Source organism: Pseudomonas helvetica (genome assembly GCF_039908645.1).
Classification (GTDB): domain Bacteria; phylum Pseudomonadota; class Gammaproteobacteria; order Pseudomonadales; family Pseudomonadaceae; genus Aquipseudomonas; species Aquipseudomonas helvetica.
The window spans coordinates 99297-117500 of the sequence record NZ_CP150917.1; the positions used below are offsets into that span (position 1 = coordinate 99297).

The window sequence follows — 18204 nt, forward strand, 5'->3', positions numbered from 1 at the left end:
GCTGCTGCGCACCCGAGCGGGAGCAAGCTCCCTCGCCACAGTCATCATTTTTTGCGATACAAGCGCCAACTTGGAACGCCCAGCGCCATCAACCCCAATACCCCGCCGAGCAACCACAGCACCTCGTCATAACTGAGCAGCGGCTGCTCGATGCGAATGTAACCCTGCTGTTCGAGCAATTTGCGCAGGGTCTGGTTGGCCTGGTCCAGAGTGACTGTTTGCAGGCGTTTGGCCGGGTCGTCGAAATGTCCGTCCTCATAGTCGCCAATGGCACTCCAGTAGTAGTCGGCCAGCCCGCTGTTGCCTTGCACGGCCCAGGCCTGTCGGGCGATGGCGACCTGTTTCAGGCGTTCAAAGCCTGCGGGGTCGAGGCCATTCTTGAGCAGATCGGCTTTCAGATCCTCGAGTACCTGCTGCGCTTGTGGCAGATCATCGCGCTCCAGATCGGCGTTCAGGCTAAGGAAGCCGACACTGCCGAACACTTCGCGTTCGGCCCAGGGGCCGTAGGACAATCCATGAGCCAGACGCAATTGACGATAAAGCGCCCAGTCGAGGTAGTCCTTGAGCAGGTCGTACGTTTCGTCATATTGGTCCTCAAGCGCCGGTTCCGGGAACAACCAGTGCAGTTTGGCGCCACCCCCCACCCAGCCCTGGATCAGATTGCGTTCGTCGAGCGCCGGGTGCTGGATCTCCGGCAGCGGCAAGTGCTCGGTGGGATCAATGGCTTTGAGCTCGCCGTAGGTGCGCTCCAGGTAGGCCGGCAGCAGGCGATCGAGCTCACCGACAATAATCAGTGTCATGTTGTTCGGTGCGTACCACTCTTTGCGGACCTTCTCCAATTGTTCGCGGGTCAGGTGCTCTACCTGGGCACGTTCCGAGCACTTCAGGCCCAGCTCCACCGCCAGCTGATTGCTCGCCGTGTGGCCCAGGTCCCGGCGGTCGAGCCAGCGCTGCAAGTGGGAGTAATGGCCGCCATCTTCGCGCTCGACCACCTGTTTGGCCGCGCTGATTGCGTTGTCGTCGAGTCGGGTCTGGGTCAGTAGTGCCAGCAACAGGTCGAGGACTTTGCGTTGATTTTTTGCCGGTGCTTCGATGACGAACGTGGTGTCGGCGTTACTGGTGTAGGCGTTCCATTCGCCACCCAGTGCCTGCATGCGCTCCTCAAGCCCGCCTTCGCCGCTCGCGTCGATGCCACTGAACAGCAAATGTTCAAGCAGGTGCGGCAGCTCTTTGTCGGCGCAGGCGAAGTCGTCCAGGCCAACGCCTACCACCAGGCGAATTGCCACATGCCCGCGTTCGCTGCCGGGCTTGAGCACTAACTGCAAGCCGTTGGGCAGCGAATAACCTTCGACCTGAAAGCGATCCAGGGCAAATGAGCAGGTGGAACTCAATAGCAGGCACGCAAACAACAGACAGCGCATAGCAACCTTCCTGGCGGGTAAAAGCGATCTTCTAAGTGACTGCTGTCAACGCTAGACGTTCAGGGTGAATGGGTGATGTCAGCCGTATCGTCGGCAGCCAATGTACCGGTTTCGGTGGTTTCGAGGACCACATAGGCGCTGCCACAGAACAGCGAGTTCAAGCGTCTCATGTCGGCGATCAGCTCCAGGTGCAGCGAGCTGGTTTCGAGGCTTTGCACGACCTTACGGTGCAAGCGGCTGACATGGGCGTGAGCCAAGCGTCTTTCCTGCGCGCGGAAGCGACGTTTCTCACGCAGCAGTTGCCGGGCGCTTTCCTTGTCGGCACTCAGAAACACCGACAGCCCCAGGCGCAGATTGGCAATCAACTGATGGTGCAACCCCGCCAGCTCCTCCAGGCCGACGTCGGAAAAGGAGCGGCGTTGCGAGGTCTTCTGCTGCTGGACCTTGCGCAACATGCGTTCGATCAGGTCAGAGGCGAGTTTCAGATTGATCGCCAGCTCGATGATTTCTGCCCAGCGCCGACTGTCCTGATCGCTGAGGTCTTCGCGGGGCATCTGCGCCAGATAGAGTTTGATCGCGCTGCAGAGGACTTCGACGTCATCGCTCAGGCGGCGCACTTCCTGAGTGACGGCGGTTTGCTTGCCACGCAGTACATCGAGCATGGCTTCAAGCATGTTGTCGATCAGGTCGCCGATGCGCAGGGTTTCCCGGGCGGCGTTGGCCAAGGCCAGGCTTGGCGTGGTGAGAGCTGTCGGGTCCAGGTGGCGAGGCTTGGCCTGTCCGTTGATTTCCGGGCGCTCTGGCAACAGCCAGGCACAGAGCCTGGCCATCGGACCGACGCTGGGCAACAGCACCAGGCAACGTACCGTGTTGTAGAGCAGATGAAAGCCGATCACCAGGCCTTGCGGGCGGAAATTGAGGCTGTCCATCCAGTGCACCAGCGGGCCGAGCACCGGAATGATCAGCAGCAGGCCGATCATCTTGTAGAGCAGGCTGCCCAACGCCACCTGACGTCCGGCAGTGTTCTGCATGCTGGTGCTGAGAAATGCCAGGACACCGCTGCCGATGTTGGCGCCGATCACCAGGCCGATGGCCACTGGCAGGCTGATCACTCCGGCACCGGCAAGGGTTGCGGTGAGCAGGACGGCGGCCAGGCTGGAGTAGGAAATCATCGCGAACAGCGCCCCGACGAGGGCATCGAGCAGGATATCGCCCGTCAGCGAGGCAAACAGTACTTTGACGCCGTGAGCGTGGGTGATTGGATCGGCCGCTTCGACGATCAATTGCAGCGCGAGAATAATCAGCCCCAGGCCGATGCCGACCCGGCCGAGCTGGCCCGCACGCGTCTGCTTGCGTGAGAGAAAGAAAATCACCCCGAGGAAAATCAGCAGCGGCGACAGCCATGACAAATCCAGCGTCAGGACCCGCGCCATCAGTGCGGTACCGACGTCGGCACCGAGCATGGTCGCCAGGGCGGGGGTCAGCGCCATCAGGCCCTGGCCGACAAACGAGGTCACCAGCATCGCTGTGGCGTTGCTGCTCTGGACCATCGCGGTGACGAGAATCCCGGCGATAAAGGCCAGCCAGCGCTTGGACATGTTCTGGCCAATGACATGGCGCAGGTTCGAGCCGTAGACCCGCAGGATGCCGGTTCGGACGATGTGCGTGCCCCAAATAAGCAGGGCGACGGCGGACAGTAGATTGAGCAGGGTCAGCATACTGGGCCCCCTGAATGGACAGCGCCCCAATGGAGCAAGTTGACGATGCCGCGCGACGTTCTACGTTCTGTATTTAAGCTGTAGTTGGCTAACGGTCCGGGCGCCAGCATCGCATAGCTAAAGAGTCGATTGAAACAAAACTGTCATGAAAACAGCTTCACGCAGGCGTGAAAAAGGGGCTCGAAAGCCCCTTCTTCTACTCTGCATTCAGGTTATTGACCCGGGATGTCCTTGCGCAGTTTCACCGGCTCCTGCTGTTTCTTCTTTTTCGCGATCGCGGTGCGCATCTTGATGTTGATCGCCTCCACGGCCAGCGAGAACGCCATGGCGAAGTAGACGTAGCCTTTGGGTACATGCACACCGAAGGCTTCGGCGATCAGCACGGTACCCACCACCAGCAGGAACGACAGCGCGAGCATTTTCAGTGACGGATGCTTGTCGATGAACGCGCTGATCATGCCCGAGGCCATCATCATCACCAGCACCGCAACGATGATCGCGGCAACCATGACCGGAACATGGGACACCATGCCGACCGCGGTGATCACCGAGTCCAGAGAGAACACGATGTCGATGATCGCGATCTGGATGATGGTGTAGAGGAAGTTTCCGCCCTTGCCACCTGGCTCGTCGGCGGTTTCGTCTTCACCTTCCAGTGCGTGAAACATCTCCTGGGAGCTTTTCCACAGCAGGAACAGGCCACCGAAGAACAGGATCAGGTCTCGCCCGGAAATACCCTGACCGAAGACCACGAACAAGTCGGCGGTCAGGCGCATGACCCAGGTGATCGACAGCAACAACAGGATTCGCGTGACCATGGCCAGCGCCAGGCCGAAGATCCGGGTGCGCGCCTGCATGTGCTTGGGCATGCGGCTGACGAGGATCGAGATCATGATGATGTTGTCGATGCCCAGAACGATTTCCAGGGCGGTCAGCGTGAAGAAGGCAACCCAGATTTCAGGGTTGGTCAGCCATTCCATGTGTATTCCTTTGAGCGAGTGTTAAACCACGACGCCAGCATTTAGCTGGCGGCACGGTGAGTTGATGCCGTTACAAGGTGCTGAACAGCGGGAAAATCCCCATCAGCAATGCAGCGACGAGTATGCACATGCAAACCAGTACTGCCCACTTCAGGGTAAAGCGTTGGTGGTCACCGAATTCGATCCCGGCCAATGCCACCAGCAAGTAGGTGGAGGGTACCAGCGGACTCAGCAAGTGGACGGGTTGACCGACGATCGAGGCACGTGCCATCTCCACCGCGGTGATGCCGTAGTGGCTCGCGGCTTCGGCCAGAACCGGCAGTACGCCGTAGTAAAACGCATCGTTGGACATGAAGAAGGTGAACGGCATGCTCGCCAGTGCGGTGATCACGGCCAGGTACGGACCGAGGAAATCCGGGATCACGGCCAGCAGGCTTTTCGACATGGCATCGACCATGCCGGTGCCGGACAGGATGCCGGTGAAGATACCGGCGGCGAAAATCAGCCCGACCACTGCCAGCACGCTGCCGGCGTGGGCCGCAACGCGATCTTTTTGCTGTTGCAGGCAAGGGTAGTTGACGATCATCGCAATACTGAACGCGACCATGAACAACACCGGCAGTGGCAGCAGGCCAGCGATCAGGGCACACATCAGGGCCAGGGTCAGGGCGCCGTTGAACCAGATCAGCTTCGGACGACGAGCATCCGGGAACTGCGAAACGCTGATTTCGCTGTGGTCGATTTCGTCGCCGATCAGGTGCAATTCACCCAGGCGCGCACGTTCACGTTTACCGTACAGGTAGGCAATCGCCAGGATCGCCACCACGCCAGCGAGCATGGCGGGGATCATCGGCACGAAGATGTCCGACGGGTCGACATGCAATGCACTGGCGGCACGTGCGGTCGGGCCGCCCCACGGGGTCATGTTCATTACACCACCGGCGAGGATGATCAGGCCGGCCATGATCCGCGGGCTCATGCCGATGCGGCTGTACAGCGGCAGCATGGCGGCCACGCAGATCATGTAAGTCGTGGCGCCGTCACCGTCCATGGACACCACCAGGGCCAGCACAGCGGTGCCTACGGAAACCTTCAGCGGGTCGCCCTTGACCAGTTTGAGGATCTTGCGCACGGCCGGATCAAACAGGCCGGAGTCGATCATCAGGGCGAAATAGAGGATGGCGAACATCAGCATCACCCCGGTCGGGGCCAGCTTGGTGATGCCTTCGAGCATCATCGGGCCGATCTTCGGGGCAAAACCACCGAACAGGGCGAACAGGATCGGAACGATGATCAGGGCGATCAGCGCCGACAGGCGCTTGGTCATGATCAGGTACATGAACGTGATGACCATGGCGAAGCCAAGGAAAGTCAGCATGGGAATACTCCAGGCGTAGCGCGGCTAGGGAATGGCGAACCGGGTGGGGTCAGCGCAGAACGGAAAGCACGAGGCGTACGGGGGGAGTCGGGGCAAACAGGCGGGTACGAGCGGACATCAGAATCACCATTGTTGTTGTTAATTGGGCCGTGCGAACGTTGCGACACTCGTTTGGCCAACCGGTCTGTTGCCGGCAGTGCGGGCGATCCTAATGGGCAAACCTTTCAGCCAGCTTTCGCTGGGCAAACACCTGACGAGATGTTCGAAGTGGGCTGGCGCGGCCTGAAGTAGTGGCCAATACCGCGGTTTGACGGCGTTAAATATGAAGAAGGAGGCATCGCAATGAGCGGGCTGCACTCAGGCGGATGCCATTGTGGATAACTGCGGTATCAATTTAACGGGTCGACTTAAGGCAACTCCAGCCCACCGGCCGCCTTATGCAACGCTCGCAGGTGCTCGCCCAGCTGTTTGATGTTGGCCTCATTCGCGGCGATCTCGGCGGCTCGGGCTGGCTCAAGCAGCGCCCTGACCTCTTTGTCCAGATCACCGGTCAACACCTGTAATTTCTTCTGTCGCGTACTGCTCTCCGACTCCAGGCGTTTCCATTCATTGGGTTGTGGAAGGCCGTAGCCGCCCCTGTCGAGCAGTTCTGCCGGACGGCTGAGGAAACCACTGTTGACGAGAATCTGCTTCAAGGTCTGATTGGCCTGGTCCATGCCGCCGTTTTTCAACTCGCGGGCATCCAGGTAGCGTTGTTTCACCTCATTCTGGGCAAGCAACAATTGCTGGCGGAAACTCGCCTGCTCCAGCAACAGCAGCGCAGCGCTGGTGCGCAGATCGGCCTGCTGAAACCACGGGCGACGTTCTGCGGCCGTCAGCGCCATCCAGTCTTCAACCTTGTCCTGTTTGATCGGCAGGTGCTTTTTCAGCACCTCGAACATCGCTTGATAGCGATCGCGGAACGAGTCGAAGCGATAGCCCAGGCGCAAGGCCTCGCGCGGATTGTCGAGCACGCTGGTATCCGCCAGTCCGCGGGCCTTGAGTATTTCCAGCAAGCCGTTGGGCATGATGCTGTCCATGCCGACCAGTTGTGGATTGTTACTGCCACTGCGCAACAGCTTCAGGCTCTCGACCGCGCAGTTGTTGGACAAGAAGTAATAGTTGCCGTCGTAGCTCCAATGCATTTCGGCGGCGTGTTCGACCAACTCTCCAATTTCACTGCGCGACAGATTGAGTGGCACCGAGGCCAGGCTGCGCAGTTCGGTCTTGGTGTATTCGTCGATGACTTGCGACAGCGGCAACACGAAGAGTCGCGACGGATACTTGCCGACCAGACCATCCCAGCTCGACAGTTGTACGTCGCCGACAAAGGCTCGGTAGGACAGCACCAGGGAGTATTCCAGGTCCAGTCGGCAATCCGGTCCGCGCGGGCGACCGGGCGCACAAATCACCAGCCGCAACATGCTGTGGCCCCAGCGGCTGACCAGATTCTGATTGGCTTCGGCCAGCAGGTAGTCGACCGAGTAGACCCTTTCCGGATCGACCTGGCCCAGCGGTTGTTTGGCGAAGTCATTGCCCGCGTTCAGGAAGGCGAAGGATTGGGCGCAGCTGTCCTTGGCCGGTGGCGCCCAGCCGAAGTGTTCCTGGTAATAACGGTATAGCGCCGGGCGGCGGCAGGCGTAGCTCGGGTCGAGGAGGAAGTACTCCATGTTGACCGCGACAAATTCCTTGGGGCTGCTGGTCTCGTAGAGGTCCGGGCTGCGGACTATTTGCCGGTTGTGCTGTTCGCGTTCACCGCGTCGGCCGACGTATTGCGGCCAGCCGGCGAGGTCCAGCAGGCGCGGATCGTCGCTCAAGGTGAAACGACGGTCAGTCTGCCCGCGGCATTGATCGGGAAGGCCGACCAGGCCTGAACTGTTGCTCTGTCGCGTACAGCGTTGGATCTGCAAACGCTCGACACTTGTCCACAAGCGCGCACGGTCATAAATGTGCGTGAGTTCATGCAGCACCGTGGCGAGCATTTCGCGGCGAACGGTGCCGTGGGGGCGATTGGTTTTTTTCGTCGCGGCGCTGCCGTCGGTGAGGCTGGTCAGCAGGTTGCGATTGAGGTCCACCTCTGACACCAGAGACGCCTCTCCATAGGCGTTACCGGGCATTGCGTCGGTCCAGCCAACATCAATCCGGCGGTCCAGTTGCTCGATGAAGCGCGGCGGCAATGCCTGCATCGCTTCATCCAGCAGTGCCTGGCTGGCCTGCTGTTCTGCCGGGCTCAGACCGTCGGTCTTGAGGTGTAGTTGCAGGCTGGCCTGAGCCGCGCTGCAAAGCAGCAATACGGCCCCAGCCATCAGCCAGGCGGCTAGTGTCTTCACAGTGCGAGGATGGCTTCGGCGAGGACTTGATCACTGGCGTCGCGGGCTTCCGGCACGCGGGTGCGCAAGGTGTCGAAGGCAGCTTCCAGGTGTGCACCACGGATATCGCCATTGCTGGCGACGAAACTGGCCGCGTCGTCGTGGGCTTCACGGACGACTTTCAGGTCACGAATCGAGGTGGTGGTGTCGGAGGTGAAATCGAGTGTGCGCTGCGAGGCACGGATGATCATGTTACTGGTGGCTTCGAGGGTGTGTGCCTGGGCCACGTCGGCCAACAGTAACAGGCCAAGGGTGGCGGCAATCAGCGGGCTACGCATGGAACGACTCCGGAAAAACAGGATAACTATTGGACGAGAATTGCCTGTGCCAGTTCAAGGTCGCTGGCATGAAGTTTTGGCTGGGTCTGACGCAGGTAAACCAGGGCGGACTCCAGTTGCGCTCCTCGCAGTTGACCGTCACTGGCAATGAACGCCGCCGCATCATCGTGGGCAGCGAGTAGCAGTTTATGGTCGAAGGGCGCGGAGGTCACCTTGCTTGTCACATAAGTGGTGACGACGAGATTCTGCGTAGTCAGGTCCAGGGCATGGGCCGGGCTGGTCCAGCAGGCAGTGATAAACAGGGATGTGATAAATGGTTTTGAAAGAAAATGCATGAGGCTCGACGGTTGGAAACGAGTCCCAAGGCTAGCGCAATGCCCGGACCAGAGCCAGCGCCGAGGAAACGGGACCCAATCTGAGAGCCCCGTTTTCCGACGTCGATCAGATCGCCAGAATGGCTTGAGCCAGCTGTGCGTCAGTGGCTTTCAACTGTGGAGCCTGTGTGTGGATGTAGTCGAGAGCACTTTCCAGGCGCACGCCACGGATGGCGCCTTCGCTGGCTACGAAGCTGGCAGCGTCATCACGGGCAGCGCGAACGATCTTCTTGTCCCGCAGCGAAGAGGAGAGGTTTGTTGTGGCGTCGGAGCTGTCCTTGAGTGCGCCGACGACAGTGTCTGTGGTGATAATGAAGCTGGAGGCGTGCGAATTGGCAGCCACAGCCAGCAGTGCTGCAACGCTGAGCAGACGAAGACGGGACATGGGGTAACTCCTGTGAATAAACCATAAATAGTGACGCCAAGAATAACGTCGGGCAGCCACGGCGTGATGCGTAACGTCTGAGAGATCAGACATACCCTGCGCAGGGCTCGCCACGTTGTCTTCGGATATTAGGCCGTTGTTCAACCGTTCGAATAGCCCTGTCACCCCATCTAGACACGGTTAGCGCCAAAAAGGTTTGTCCAGTTCGACCTGTCGATCTGAATGGCTGATACCTATGTCAGACAGCTGCTGTTCATTAAGTTGCGCGAGCAGGCGGCGGGTGCGCGCTTTTTCCATGCTTTGACCGATAGCGACGATCAGCCGGGCCATACGCTTGAGCAAGGAAAGCTTGCGAGTAGGCGGGAGCGGAACTTCAAGTAACCGATTCATGGTGTGTTCCTCGCGAACAGGCTGATTGAGCAGCCTTGGAAGACCATGTTCGGCGTTTCGCCGTCGCTGGAGCAGATACACCAATGTTAAATTGTACTGGTTCAGTTTGTTGGTTGTTGAAACTGTACCCGTCGTGCGATCGCCCTTCTGTACCCGCCGTTTTTCAGCCCTGAAACGACAAAACCCGTCGTGGTTTCCCACGACGGGTTTTGTGTGTGCAATTCGGGGTGCTGGCGGTGGACCCGGTGGGTCAGGGCCAGCGACGCTAACTTAGCGCCAGAACGGCTTGCTCAGCTCTTCGTAGCGTTGTGCTTCGCTAATCCCTGCGTCAGCCAGCAGACGCGAATCCAGGCGAGCCAGTTGGTGGCGGCTGGAGATGCGGCGCTGCCACAGCATCAGGTTGGCGATAACGCGAAGAGGCATGGAAGCCTGGGTTTTTACAGCGTTGTCTTCGAAGAACATTTCGGAACTGAGTGTACGTTCCATGGTTGACATCCTTCCGCTTATGGCGGGATTAGGTAGTGGTTTAACTGATGCCAATGATCCTCTCGTTTGGCCAGTCTCTCTAGATACAGTTCACCTGTATTGTGAGGGACCAGTTAACTGTTAATAGGTGCTGTACTGCTCGAAAACGAGGCAACTGTACCTATCTGCACTTTAGTGGTGCATTTTTAGGTGTTTGGCTCGGAAGTGTGGGTAATTACGGTAGGAAATGACCGGTACAGCAGTACAGTTTTTGAAGGATGTTGGGTTGGTGATGGCGAGCTGACGAAATTGTGTTTGCGTCAGCTGCCATCTGTATCAATCACACGGCGAGCATTCTGCCGGTTTCTTCCAGGTTAATGTGCCAGCTGAGGGCATCGCGCAGGATGTGCGGGGTGTGTCCGCCGACGGCGCAGGCCGCCTCGAAGTAAGCATTCAGTGCTTCGCGGTAGTCCGGGTGCACACAGTTGTCGATCACCACCCGCGCCCGCTCCCGTGGTGCCAGGCCACGTAAATCGGCAAGGCCGATCTCGGTCACGAGGATGTCGACGTCATGCTCGGTGTGGTCAACGTGACTGACCATCGGCACCACACTGGAAATCGCCCCACCCTTGGCAATCGATTTGGTGACAAAGATCGCCAGGTGCGCGTTACGGGCAAAGTCGCCGGAACCACCAATGCCGTTCATCATCCGTGTGCCGCAGACGTTGGTGGAGTTGACGTTGCCGTACAGATCGAACTCCAGCGCCGTATTGATGCCGATGATGCCCAGGCGACGAACCACTTCAGGGTGGTTGGAGATCTCCTGTGGACGCAGCACCAGTTTGTCCTTGTAGCGCGCAAGATTGCCAAACACATCCGCATTGCGCCGGCTCGACAGGGTGATCGAGCTGCCCGAGGCGAAGCTCAGTTTTCCGGCGTCGATCAGGTCGAAGGTCGAGTCCTGCAGGACTTCGGAGTACATGGTCAGGTCTTCGAACGGCGAGTCGATCAGGCCACACATCACCGAGTTGGCGATGCTGCCGATACCGGCCTGCAGCGGGCCGAGCTTGTTGGTCATGCGCCCGGCAGCCACTTCCTGCTTGAAGAAGTCGATCAGGTGGTCGGCAATGGCCTGGGTGTCGTTGTCCGGCGGCAGCACCGTGGACGGCGAGTCGGACTGGTTGGTGATGACGATCGCGACGATCTTTTCCGGCGGTATCGGGATCGCAGTGCTGCCGATACGGTCGTCGACCTTGACCAGCGGAATAGGCGTGCGGGTCGGACGGTAGGTCGGGATATAGATGTCGTGCAGACCTTCCAGATTCGGGTTGTGCGCCAGATTGATCTCGACGATCACGTGCTTGGCGAAAATCGCGAAGCTGGCCGAGTTACCGACCGAGGTGGTTGGCACGATGTGGCCCTGTTCAGTGATTGCTACGGCTTCAATCACTGCGATGTCCGGCAGCTTGAGTTGCTGGTTGCGCAGTTGTTCCACGGTTTCGGATAGATGCTGGTCAATGAACATCACCTCGCCGGCGTTGATCGCCTTTCGCAGGGTGCTGTCGACCTGAAACGGCATACGACGGGCCAGCACACCGGCTTCGGTCAGCTGTTTGTCGAGGTCATTGCCCAGGCTGGCGCCGGTCATCAGGCTGATTTTCAGCGGCGTGACCTTGGCGCGTTCGGCCAGTGCATGGGGCACGGCTTTGGCTTCGCCGGCGCGGGTAAATCCGCTCATGCCGACGGTCATGCCGTCCTGAATCAGAGCGGCAGCGTCAGCGGCGCTCATTACCTTATCCAACAACGAAGGCAAGCGGATACGATCACGGTACATGGATGGTTATCTCGGGCAACGGAAGCAAGATGCGCAGTCTAGTGATTTCGAAAAAATTCGCCCCGCGACCATGGTCGAATGCTGGCCCCTAATTTAGAGCCTTTGGTCGGTTTTCTGCAGGCAATAAAAAACCCCAGCCTACTAAAGGCCGGGGTTTTCGGTATTGCGTTGGAGCAGTTTTTACTCGACGGCTTTAACCATGTCTTCGATGACCTTCTTGGCATCGCCGAAGACCATCATGGTTTTGTCCAGGTAGAACAGTTCGTTGTCCAGGCCGGCATAGCCGCTGGCCATCGAGCGCTTGTTGACGATGATGGTCTTGGCCTTGAAGGCTTCAAGAATCGGCATGCCGGCAATCGGCGATTTCGGGTCGTTCTTCGCTGCCGGGTTGACCACGTCGTTGGCGCCGAGCACCAGTACCACATCGGCCTGGCCGAACTCGGAGTTGATGTCCTCCATTTCGAACACCTGGTCGTAAGGCACTTCGGCCTCGGCCAGCAGCACGTTCATGTGGCCGGGCATCCGACCGGCTACCGGATGGATCGCATACTTCACGGTCACGCCACGGTGGGTCAGCTTCTCGGTCAGCTCTTTAAGCGCGTGCTGCGCTCGTGCGACCGCCAGGCCGTAGCCTGGAACGATGATCACGGTGTCGGCGTTGGTCAGCAGGAAGGTCGCGTCGTCCGCCGAACCGGATTTCACCGGGCGGGCCTCTTTCGAACCGGCCGGGCCGGCCGCGTCTGCACTGTTGCCGAAACCACCGAGCAGTACGTTGAAGAACGAACGGTTCATCGCCTTGCACATGATGTACGAGAGGATCGCACCGGACGAACCCACCAGCGAGCCGGCAATGATCAGCATCGAGTTGTTCAGCGAGAAGCCGATACCTGCCGCAGCCCAGCCGGAATAGCTGTTGAGCATCGACACCACGACGGGCATGTCGGCACCGCCGATCGGGATAATGATCATTACGCCGAGCACGAAGGCCAGGGCCAGCATCAGGGCGAAGGCGCCGAGGTTGCCGGTCATCATGAAGGTGACGCCCAGGCCCAGTGTTGCCAGGCCCAACAGCAGGTTGATTTTATGCTGCCCGCTGAACTGTACCGGTGCGCCCTGGAACAGGCGGAACTTGTACTTGCCCGACAGCTTGCCGAACGCGATCACCGAACCGGAGAAGGTGATTGCACCGATGGCGGCGCCGAGGAACAACTCCAGACGGTTGCCGGCGGGGATCGAATCGCCCAGTTGTTTGACGATGCCCAGCGACTGCGGCTCGACCACGGCGGCGATGGCGATAAACACCGCTGCCATACCGATCATGCTGTGCATGAACGCGACCAGCTCTGGCATCTTGGTCATTTCAACGCGTTTGGCCATGATCGAACCGGCAGTACCGCCGATCAGCAGGCCGACGATCACGTAACCGATACCGGCGGTGGCCAGCTCGGAGCCCAGCTTGAACACCAGCCCGACGGTGGTGACGATGGCCAAGGCCATGCCGAGCATCCCGTACACATTGCCGCGTCGCGACGAGGTCGGGTGCGACAAGCCCTTCAGGGCCTGGATGAAGCAGATCGACGCGATCAAGTAGAGCGTCGTGACAAGGTTCATGCTCATTACTTGGGCGCCTCTTCTTTTACGGCTTTCGGGGCTTTTTTCTTAAACATCTCAAGCATTCTGCGGGTCACCAGGAAACCACCGAACACATTGACCGCAGCCAGCGCCACAGCGAGGGTGCCCATGGTTTTGCCCAGCGGCGTCACGGTCAGCGCCGCCGCCAGCATGGCGCCGACGATCACGATTGCCGAAATGGCGTTGGTCACTGCCATCAACGGCGTGTGCAGTGCGGGTGTAACGTTCCAGACCACGTGATAACCGACATAAATCGCCAGCACGAAGATGATCAGGTTGTAGATACCGGGGGAGATAAGCTCTTCCATCGTCTGAATCCCTGCTTAGGCGTTTTTGCGGATGACTTGGCCGTCGCGGCACATCAGGCACGCGGCGACGATGTCGTCTTCTAGGTTGATCTGAAATTGGCCTTCGGGTGTGAAGACCAGCTTCAGGAAGTCCAGCAGATTGCGCGCGTACAGCGCCGAGGCGTCTGCACCGACCTGCGCGGCCAGGTTGGTCGGGCCGGCAATGGTCACGCCGTGCGCGACCACCACCTGGTCGGCCACGGTCAGCGGGCAGTTGCCGCCTTGTGCAGCGGCCAGGTCGATGACCACCGAACCGGGTTTCATCTGCGCCACGGTTTCAGCGCTCAGCAGCACAGGTGCCTTGCGGCCGGGAATCAGTGCGGTGGTGATGACGATGTCGGCCTGCTTGGCGCGTTCGTGCACGGCCAGGGCCTGACGCTGCATCCAGCTGGCCGGCATAGGGCGTGCGTAACCGCCGACACCGACGGCACACTCACGCTCTTCATCGGTCTCGTACGGGACGTCGACGAACTTGGCGCCGAGGGATTCGATCTGTTCCTTCACCGCCGGGCGCACATCGGACGCTTCGATCACCGCACCCAGACGCTTGGCGGTGGCGATCGCCTGCAGTCCTGCCACGCCGGCGCCAAGGATCAGCACGCGCGCGGCCTTCACGGTGCCGGCGGCGGTCATCAACATCGGCATGAAGCGCGGATAGTAATGGGCGGCCAGCAATACGGCTTTATAGCCGGCAATGTTGGCTTGCGAGGACAGCACATCAAGACTTTGCGCGCGGGAAGTGCGCGGCGCGGCTTCCAGGGAGAACGCGGTAATCCCGCACTCGGCCAGCTTGGCAATGGTTTCATTGCTGAACGGGTTGAGCATGCCCACCAGCACGGTGCCGCGTTTGATCAGGGCCAGTTCGCTGTCGCTGGGGGCGACGACCTTGAGAATCAGCTCTGCGCCAAATGCCTCGTTGGCACTGCCAATCATTGCGCCTGCCGCTTCATAAGCACTGTCGACAACGCTGGCATTAATGCCGGCGCCGCTTTGCACAGTGACCTTATGACCCTGGCCGATCAGCTTCTTGATGGTTTCCGGGGTTGCAGCAACCCGCGTTTCACCGGTCTGGGTTTCGAGAGGAACACCAATGTGCACGTCAAATCTCCTGCTTGATCTTATTGCTTTCGATCATTCTTGGAAGGCCAGCGCACTGCGGAGGGTGCGGCTGGGGCGGCCGATCAGCACGCCCCCGCCGTATTTCGGGCGGGGCGCGGCATTTTGCAGGCGAACTTTGCGCCCTTCAAGGGATTATGACGGGTGACGGAAAATTAACTACAAGTCACCCTGTGACCGAATGTCGCAAGTGTCCGCCTAAATCCCTTGTAGGCCGTGCCTTGTAAGGATTTCTGTCGAAATCCAGGAAATTACATATCGGTGCTGTGAATGACGCGGCATTGCTTTGAATCAGGGCCGCAAAGCCGCGCCGTTAGGCGCTTGTGGGACGATTGTGCCTCCTGAAAGTACAGTCTGCTTAAATGCGACAAATACTTATATCTGTAGTGTTTCAATTTTGCTGACTACTAGGTCAACTAGTGGCGGATAAGCCCTGCCCTTCTAGGTTGTAGCTATGTGCCTGGTTAACCAGCCAATCGCGAAATGCGCGTAAAGAGGCTGATTCGACCTTGCGGTCAGGAATCATCAGGTAATAGGCCTTGATGCTCGACAGGGCCTGAGGGTTGGCAATCACCAGTCGTTTCTCCGCCAGCTCCCGCTGAATCAGGAACGGTGGGATCAGTGCAATACCCATGTCATGCATCGCCGCCTGAGCCAGCATGGAGAATAGCTCGTAACGCGGACCTGTCATGTCGCGGGGGACATTCAGATGTTGTGAGTCGAACCACTGGCGCCAGGCGTAAGGGCGCGTGGTCTGCTGCAGTAGCGGCAGGTCGGCAATCATTTCGGCGCTCAGGTGTGTGTGATCGCCAAGTAATCTCGGGCTGCACACTGGCATCGGATTCTCGCCCATCAGCCTGTGGGATTCGGTGCCGGACCAATCGGCGTCGCCAAAGTAGATCGCGGCGTCAAAATCGGTGTCGGCAAACAGAAAGGGTCGTGTGCGGTTGGTCAGATTGACCGTGACTTCCGGATGTTGCTGTTGAAAGTCCTTGAGTCGCGGCAGCAGCCATTGAGTACCAAAGGTCGGCACGACCGCCAGTTCGATGACGTTGGCGCCCTGCTGGCCCATCACTGACAGCGTGTCCCGTTCAACAGCATCCAATTGCGTTGCTACGCGCCGGCTGTAGGAAAGCCCTGCTTCGGTCAGCTTAACGCCGCGTCGTGAGCGTCGGAACAGTTCGACGCTGAGGAACTCCTCCAGGCTGGCGATCTGTCGGCATATCGCTCCTTGAGTCAGCGATAACTCTTGAGCGGCCTTGGTAAAGCTCTCATGACGGGCTGCCGCTTCGAAGCTGATCAGTGCGGCTGTGCTGGGTATCTTCCTGCGCATGTACGGCAACCTCACTAATAGTTGGCATGGGTGGCGTCTAAGGCTATTACGGAGTGAGAAATTAGCACAACAGTATGCAAAATCCTCGTTTGCCCAATGCGCCAGCGGCGCCTAGGATCAGTCCACGATATTTGACCTACTTCGCGAGGACTCTCTCATGGCCGGTAAAGCTAGCTTCAACTGGATCGATCCCCTGCTGCTGGATCAACAGCTCACCGAAGAAGAGCGCATGGTGCGCGACAGCGCTGCTCAGTTTGCTCAGGACAAGCTGGCTCCACGCATTCTTGAAGCATTCCGTCATGAAAAAACCGATCCGGCGATCTTCCGCGAAATGGGCGAGATCGGTCTGCTGGGGGCGACCATTCCTGAGCAGTACGGCGGCAGCGGCCTGAACTATGTCAGCTATGGGCTGATCGCTCGTGAAGTCGAGCGCATCGACTCCGGCTATCGCTCGATGATGAGCGTGCAATCTTCGTTGGTCATGGTGCCGATCAACGAGTTTGGTACTGAAGCGCAGAAACAGAAATACCTGCCGAAACTGGCTACCGGTGAGTGGATTGGTTGCTTTGGTCTGACAGAGCCGAACCATGGTTCCGATCCGGGCTCGATGATCACTCGTGCACGCAAAGTGGAAGGCGGCTATAGCCTGACCGGCAGCAAGATGTGGATCACCAACAGCCCGATCGCTGACGTATTTGTGGTGTGGGGCAAGGATGACGCCGGCGATATCCGTGGCTTCGTCCTGGAGAAAGGCTGGAAAGGCCTGAGCGCTCCGGCGATCCACGGCAAGGTCGGTCTGCGTGCCTCCATTACCGGTGAGATCGTGATGGACAACGTATTCGTTCCAGAAGAGAACATCTTCCCGGATGTCCGCGGTTTGAAAGGCCCTTTTACTTGCCTGAACTCTGCCCGTTATGGCATCGCCTGGGGCGCTTTGGGCGCAGCCGAATTCTGCTGGCACACCGCTCGCCAGTACACCCTGGATCGTCAGCAGTTTGGCCGGCCTCTGGCTGCTACCCAGTTGATCCAGAAGAAGCTGGCGGACATGCAGACTGAAATTACCATGGCTCTTCAAGGTTGCCTGCGTCTGGGGCGTATGAAGGATGAAGGCACGGCTGCCGTCGAAATCACTTCGATGATGAAGCGCAACTCTTGCGGCAAGTCGTTGGACATCGCCCGAATGGCTCGCGATATGTTGGGCGGTAACGGTATCTCCGACGAATTTGGTGTTGCGCGTCATTTGGTCAACCTTGAGGTAGTGAACACCTATGAGGGGACTCACGACGTTCACGCGCTGATCCTGGGTCGTGCGCAGACCGGTCTCCAGGCGTTCTATTAATAGGAGAGCGGCCATGGGTGCGTTATCGCATTTGCGGGTACTGGATTTATCACGAGTACTGGCCGGACCTTGGGCCGGCCAGATCCTCGCGGATCTCGGCGCCGAGGTTATAAAGGTCGAGCGCCCGGGCAATGGCGATGACACTCGCGCCTGGGGGCCGCCGTTCCTTAAGGATGCTTACGGCGAGAACACCAGCGAGGCCGCTTATTACTTGTCGGCTAATCGCAACAAGCAGTCAGTGACTATCGACTTTACTCAGGCCGAAGGTCAGCGTCTGGTTCGTGAGCTGGCAGCGAAGTCCGACATCCTGATCGAGAATTTCAAGGTCGGTGGTCTGGCCGCTTATGGGCTGGACTACGAAACTCTCAAGGCGATCAATCCTGATCTGATCTATTGCTCGATCACCGGCTTTGGCCAGACCGGACCTTATGCCAAGCGCGCGGGCTACGATTTCATGATCCAGGGGCTCGGCGGCTTGATGAGCCTGACCGGGCGCCCTGAAGGTGATGAGGGTGCCGGGCCGGTGAAGGTCGGTGTAGCGCTGACAGACATTTTGACAGGGCTCTACTCGACAGTGGCGATCCTGGCGGCATTGGCGCATCGGGAGCATGAAGGTGGTGGTCAACACATCGACATGGCGTTGTTGGACGTTCAGGTGGCGTGCCTTGCTAACCAGGCGATGAATTACCTGACTACCGGCATAGCTCCCAAGCGCTTGGGTAATGCTCACCCGAACATCGTTCCCTATCAGGACTTCCCGACCGCGGATGGTGATTTCATCCTGACGGTGGGGAATGATGGGCAGT

General features: G+C 59.0%; 17 protein-coding genes (1 of these 17 cut by a window edge). 2 read left to right on the top strand and 15 right to left on the bottom strand.

What is annotated here, in order from left to right; all coding sequences use genetic code 11:
- Positions 1-44: 44 nt before the first annotated feature.
- The 15 genes from AABM55_RS00495 to AABM55_RS00565 form a co-directional block, all read right to left on the bottom strand.
- On the bottom strand, positions 45-1421 hold the full coding sequence (locus AABM55_RS00495) for an insulinase family protein (protein ID WP_347928529.1): 1377 nt from the start codon (positions 1419-1421) through the stop codon (positions 45-47).
- Positions 1422-1480: 59 nt separating this feature from the next.
- Positions 1481-3139, bottom strand: coding sequence for a Na/Pi cotransporter family protein (locus tag AABM55_RS00500; protein ID WP_347928530.1), 1659 nt, complete (start codon positions 3137-3139; stop codon positions 1481-1483).
- A gap of 212 nt (positions 3140-3351) precedes the next feature.
- The gene (locus tag AABM55_RS00505) at positions 3352-4119 is read right to left on the bottom strand and encodes a TerC family protein (protein ID WP_054594967.1); all 768 of its coding nucleotides are present in this window, start codon (positions 4117-4119) and stop codon (positions 3352-3354) included.
- A 70-nt stretch (positions 4120-4189) separates the two neighbouring features.
- Complete coding sequence (locus AABM55_RS00510) at positions 4190-5497, bottom strand: CitMHS family transporter (RefSeq protein ID WP_054594968.1); 1308 nt, start codon at positions 5495-5497, stop codon at positions 4190-4192.
- A gap of 407 nt (positions 5498-5904) precedes the next feature.
- Positions 5905-7866 carry a DUF4105 domain-containing protein gene (locus tag AABM55_RS00515; protein WP_054594969.1) on the bottom strand — a complete coding sequence of 654 codons (1962 nt, stop codon included), beginning with the start codon at positions 7864-7866 and terminating at the stop codon, positions 5905-5907.
- A complete protein-coding gene (locus AABM55_RS00520) occupies positions 7863-8183 on the bottom strand; it encodes a DUF2388 domain-containing protein (RefSeq protein ID WP_054594970.1) in 321 nt (106 codons plus the stop codon). Before AABM55_RS00520 ends, AABM55_RS00515 begins: the two co-directional genes overlap by 4 nt.
- Positions 8184-8209: 26 nt before the next feature.
- Positions 8210-8518 (bottom strand): DUF2388 domain-containing protein, encoded by a 309-nt coding sequence (locus AABM55_RS00525; RefSeq protein WP_347928531.1) that lies wholly within the window; start codon positions 8516-8518, stop codon positions 8210-8212.
- A 106-nt stretch (positions 8519-8624) separates the two neighbouring features.
- On the bottom strand, positions 8625-8942 hold the full coding sequence (locus AABM55_RS00530) for a DUF2388 domain-containing protein (RefSeq protein ID WP_019694507.1): 318 nt from the start codon (positions 8940-8942) through the stop codon (positions 8625-8627).
- Between the two features lie 180 nt (positions 8943-9122).
- Complete coding sequence (locus tag AABM55_RS00535) at positions 9123-9272, bottom strand: DUF1127 domain-containing protein (protein WP_347930099.1); 150 nt, start codon at positions 9270-9272, stop codon at positions 9123-9125.
- A gap of 330 nt (positions 9273-9602) precedes the next feature.
- The gene (locus tag AABM55_RS00540; protein ID WP_054594973.1) at positions 9603-9818 is read right to left on the bottom strand and encodes a DUF1127 domain-containing protein; all 216 of its coding nucleotides are present in this window, start codon (positions 9816-9818) and stop codon (positions 9603-9605) included.
- Positions 9819-10137: 319 nt separating this feature from the next.
- The gene (locus AABM55_RS00545) at positions 10138-11631 is read right to left on the bottom strand and encodes an acetyl-CoA hydrolase/transferase family protein (protein ID WP_347928532.1); all 1494 of its coding nucleotides are present in this window, start codon (positions 11629-11631) and stop codon (positions 10138-10140) included.
- 180 nt (positions 11632-11811) lie between these two features.
- Positions 11812-13248 carry an NAD(P)(+) transhydrogenase (Re/Si-specific) subunit beta gene (locus tag AABM55_RS00550; protein WP_347928533.1) on the bottom strand — a complete coding sequence of 479 codons (1437 nt, stop codon included), beginning with the start codon at positions 13246-13248 and terminating at the stop codon, positions 11812-11814.
- Positions 13248-13571, bottom strand: a complete 324-nt coding sequence (locus AABM55_RS00555) for an NAD(P) transhydrogenase subunit alpha (protein WP_003187010.1) — start codon at positions 13569-13571, stop codon at positions 13248-13250. Before AABM55_RS00555 ends, AABM55_RS00550 begins: the two co-directional genes overlap by 1 nt.
- Positions 13572-13586: 15 nt before the next feature.
- Positions 13587-14708, bottom strand: coding sequence for a Re/Si-specific NAD(P)(+) transhydrogenase subunit alpha (locus AABM55_RS00560; protein WP_054594976.1), 1122 nt, complete (start codon positions 14706-14708; stop codon positions 13587-13589).
- 430 nt (positions 14709-15138) lie between these two features.
- Complete coding sequence (locus tag AABM55_RS00565) at positions 15139-16059, bottom strand: LysR family transcriptional regulator (protein WP_347928534.1); 921 nt, start codon at positions 16057-16059, stop codon at positions 15139-15141.
- A gap of 157 nt (positions 16060-16216) precedes the next feature.
- On the opposite strand from AABM55_RS00565, the gene AABM55_RS00570 reads away from it, so the two are divergent.
- The gene (locus AABM55_RS00570) at positions 16217-17398 is read left to right on the top strand and encodes an acyl-CoA dehydrogenase (RefSeq protein WP_054594978.1); all 1182 of its coding nucleotides are present in this window, start codon (positions 16217-16219) and stop codon (positions 17396-17398) included.
- A 13-nt stretch (positions 17399-17411) separates the two neighbouring features.
- On the top strand, positions 17412-18204 hold the 5' portion of the coding sequence (locus AABM55_RS00575; protein ID WP_347928535.1) for a CaiB/BaiF CoA-transferase family protein. It continues 428 nt past the right edge of the window; the window shows 793 of its 1221 coding nt (coding positions 1-793); it begins with the start codon at positions 17412-17414; the stop codon falls past the right edge of the window.

What these genes read in the sequence shown, in the direction of transcription:
- AABM55_RS00535 (WP_347930099.1), bottom strand. Translation starts at nt 9,272, where the DNA reads ATGGCCCGGCTGATCGTCGCTATCGGTCAAAGCATGGAAAAAGCGCGC.
- AABM55_RS00500 (WP_347928530.1), bottom strand. Translation starts at nt 3,139, where the DNA reads ATGCTGACCCTGCTCAATCTACTGTCCGCCGTCGCCCTGCTTATTTGG.
- AABM55_RS00510 (WP_054594968.1), bottom strand. Translation starts at nt 5,497, where the DNA reads ATGCTGACTTTCCTTGGCTTCGCCATGGTCATCACGTTCATGTACCTG.
- AABM55_RS00540 (WP_054594973.1), bottom strand. Translation starts at nt 9,818, where the DNA reads ATGGAACGTACACTCAGTTCCGAAATGTTCTTCGAAGACAACGCTGTA.
- AABM55_RS00505 (WP_054594967.1), bottom strand. Translation starts at nt 4,119, where the DNA reads ATGGAATGGCTGACCAACCCTGAAATCTGGGTTGCCTTCTTCACGCTG.
- AABM55_RS00570 (WP_054594978.1), top strand. Translation starts at nt 16,217, where the DNA reads ATGGCCGGTAAAGCTAGCTTCAACTGGATCGATCCCCTGCTGCTGGAT.
- AABM55_RS00545 (WP_347928532.1), bottom strand. Translation starts at nt 11,631, where the DNA reads ATGTACCGTGATCGTATCCGCTTGCCTTCGTTGTTGGATAAGGTAATG.
- AABM55_RS00525 (WP_347928531.1), bottom strand. Translation starts at nt 8,518, where the DNA reads ATGCATTTTCTTTCAAAACCATTTATCACATCCCTGTTTATCACTGCC.
- AABM55_RS00530 (WP_019694507.1), bottom strand. Translation starts at nt 8,942, where the DNA reads ATGTCCCGTCTTCGTCTGCTCAGCGTTGCAGCACTGCTGGCTGTGGCT.
- AABM55_RS00520 (WP_054594970.1), bottom strand. Translation starts at nt 8,183, where the DNA reads ATGCGTAGCCCGCTGATTGCCGCCACCCTTGGCCTGTTACTGTTGGCC.
- AABM55_RS00555 (WP_003187010.1), bottom strand. Translation starts at nt 13,571, where the DNA reads ATGGAAGAGCTTATCTCCCCCGGTATCTACAACCTGATCATCTTCGTG.
- AABM55_RS00565 (WP_347928534.1), bottom strand. Translation starts at nt 16,059, where the DNA reads ATGCGCAGGAAGATACCCAGCACAGCCGCACTGATCAGCTTCGAAGCG.
- AABM55_RS00550 (WP_347928533.1), bottom strand. Translation starts at nt 13,248, where the DNA reads ATGAGCATGAACCTTGTCACGACGCTCTACTTGATCGCGTCGATCTGC.
- AABM55_RS00495 (WP_347928529.1), bottom strand. Translation starts at nt 1,421, where the DNA reads ATGCGCTGTCTGTTGTTTGCGTGCCTGCTATTGAGTTCCACCTGCTCA.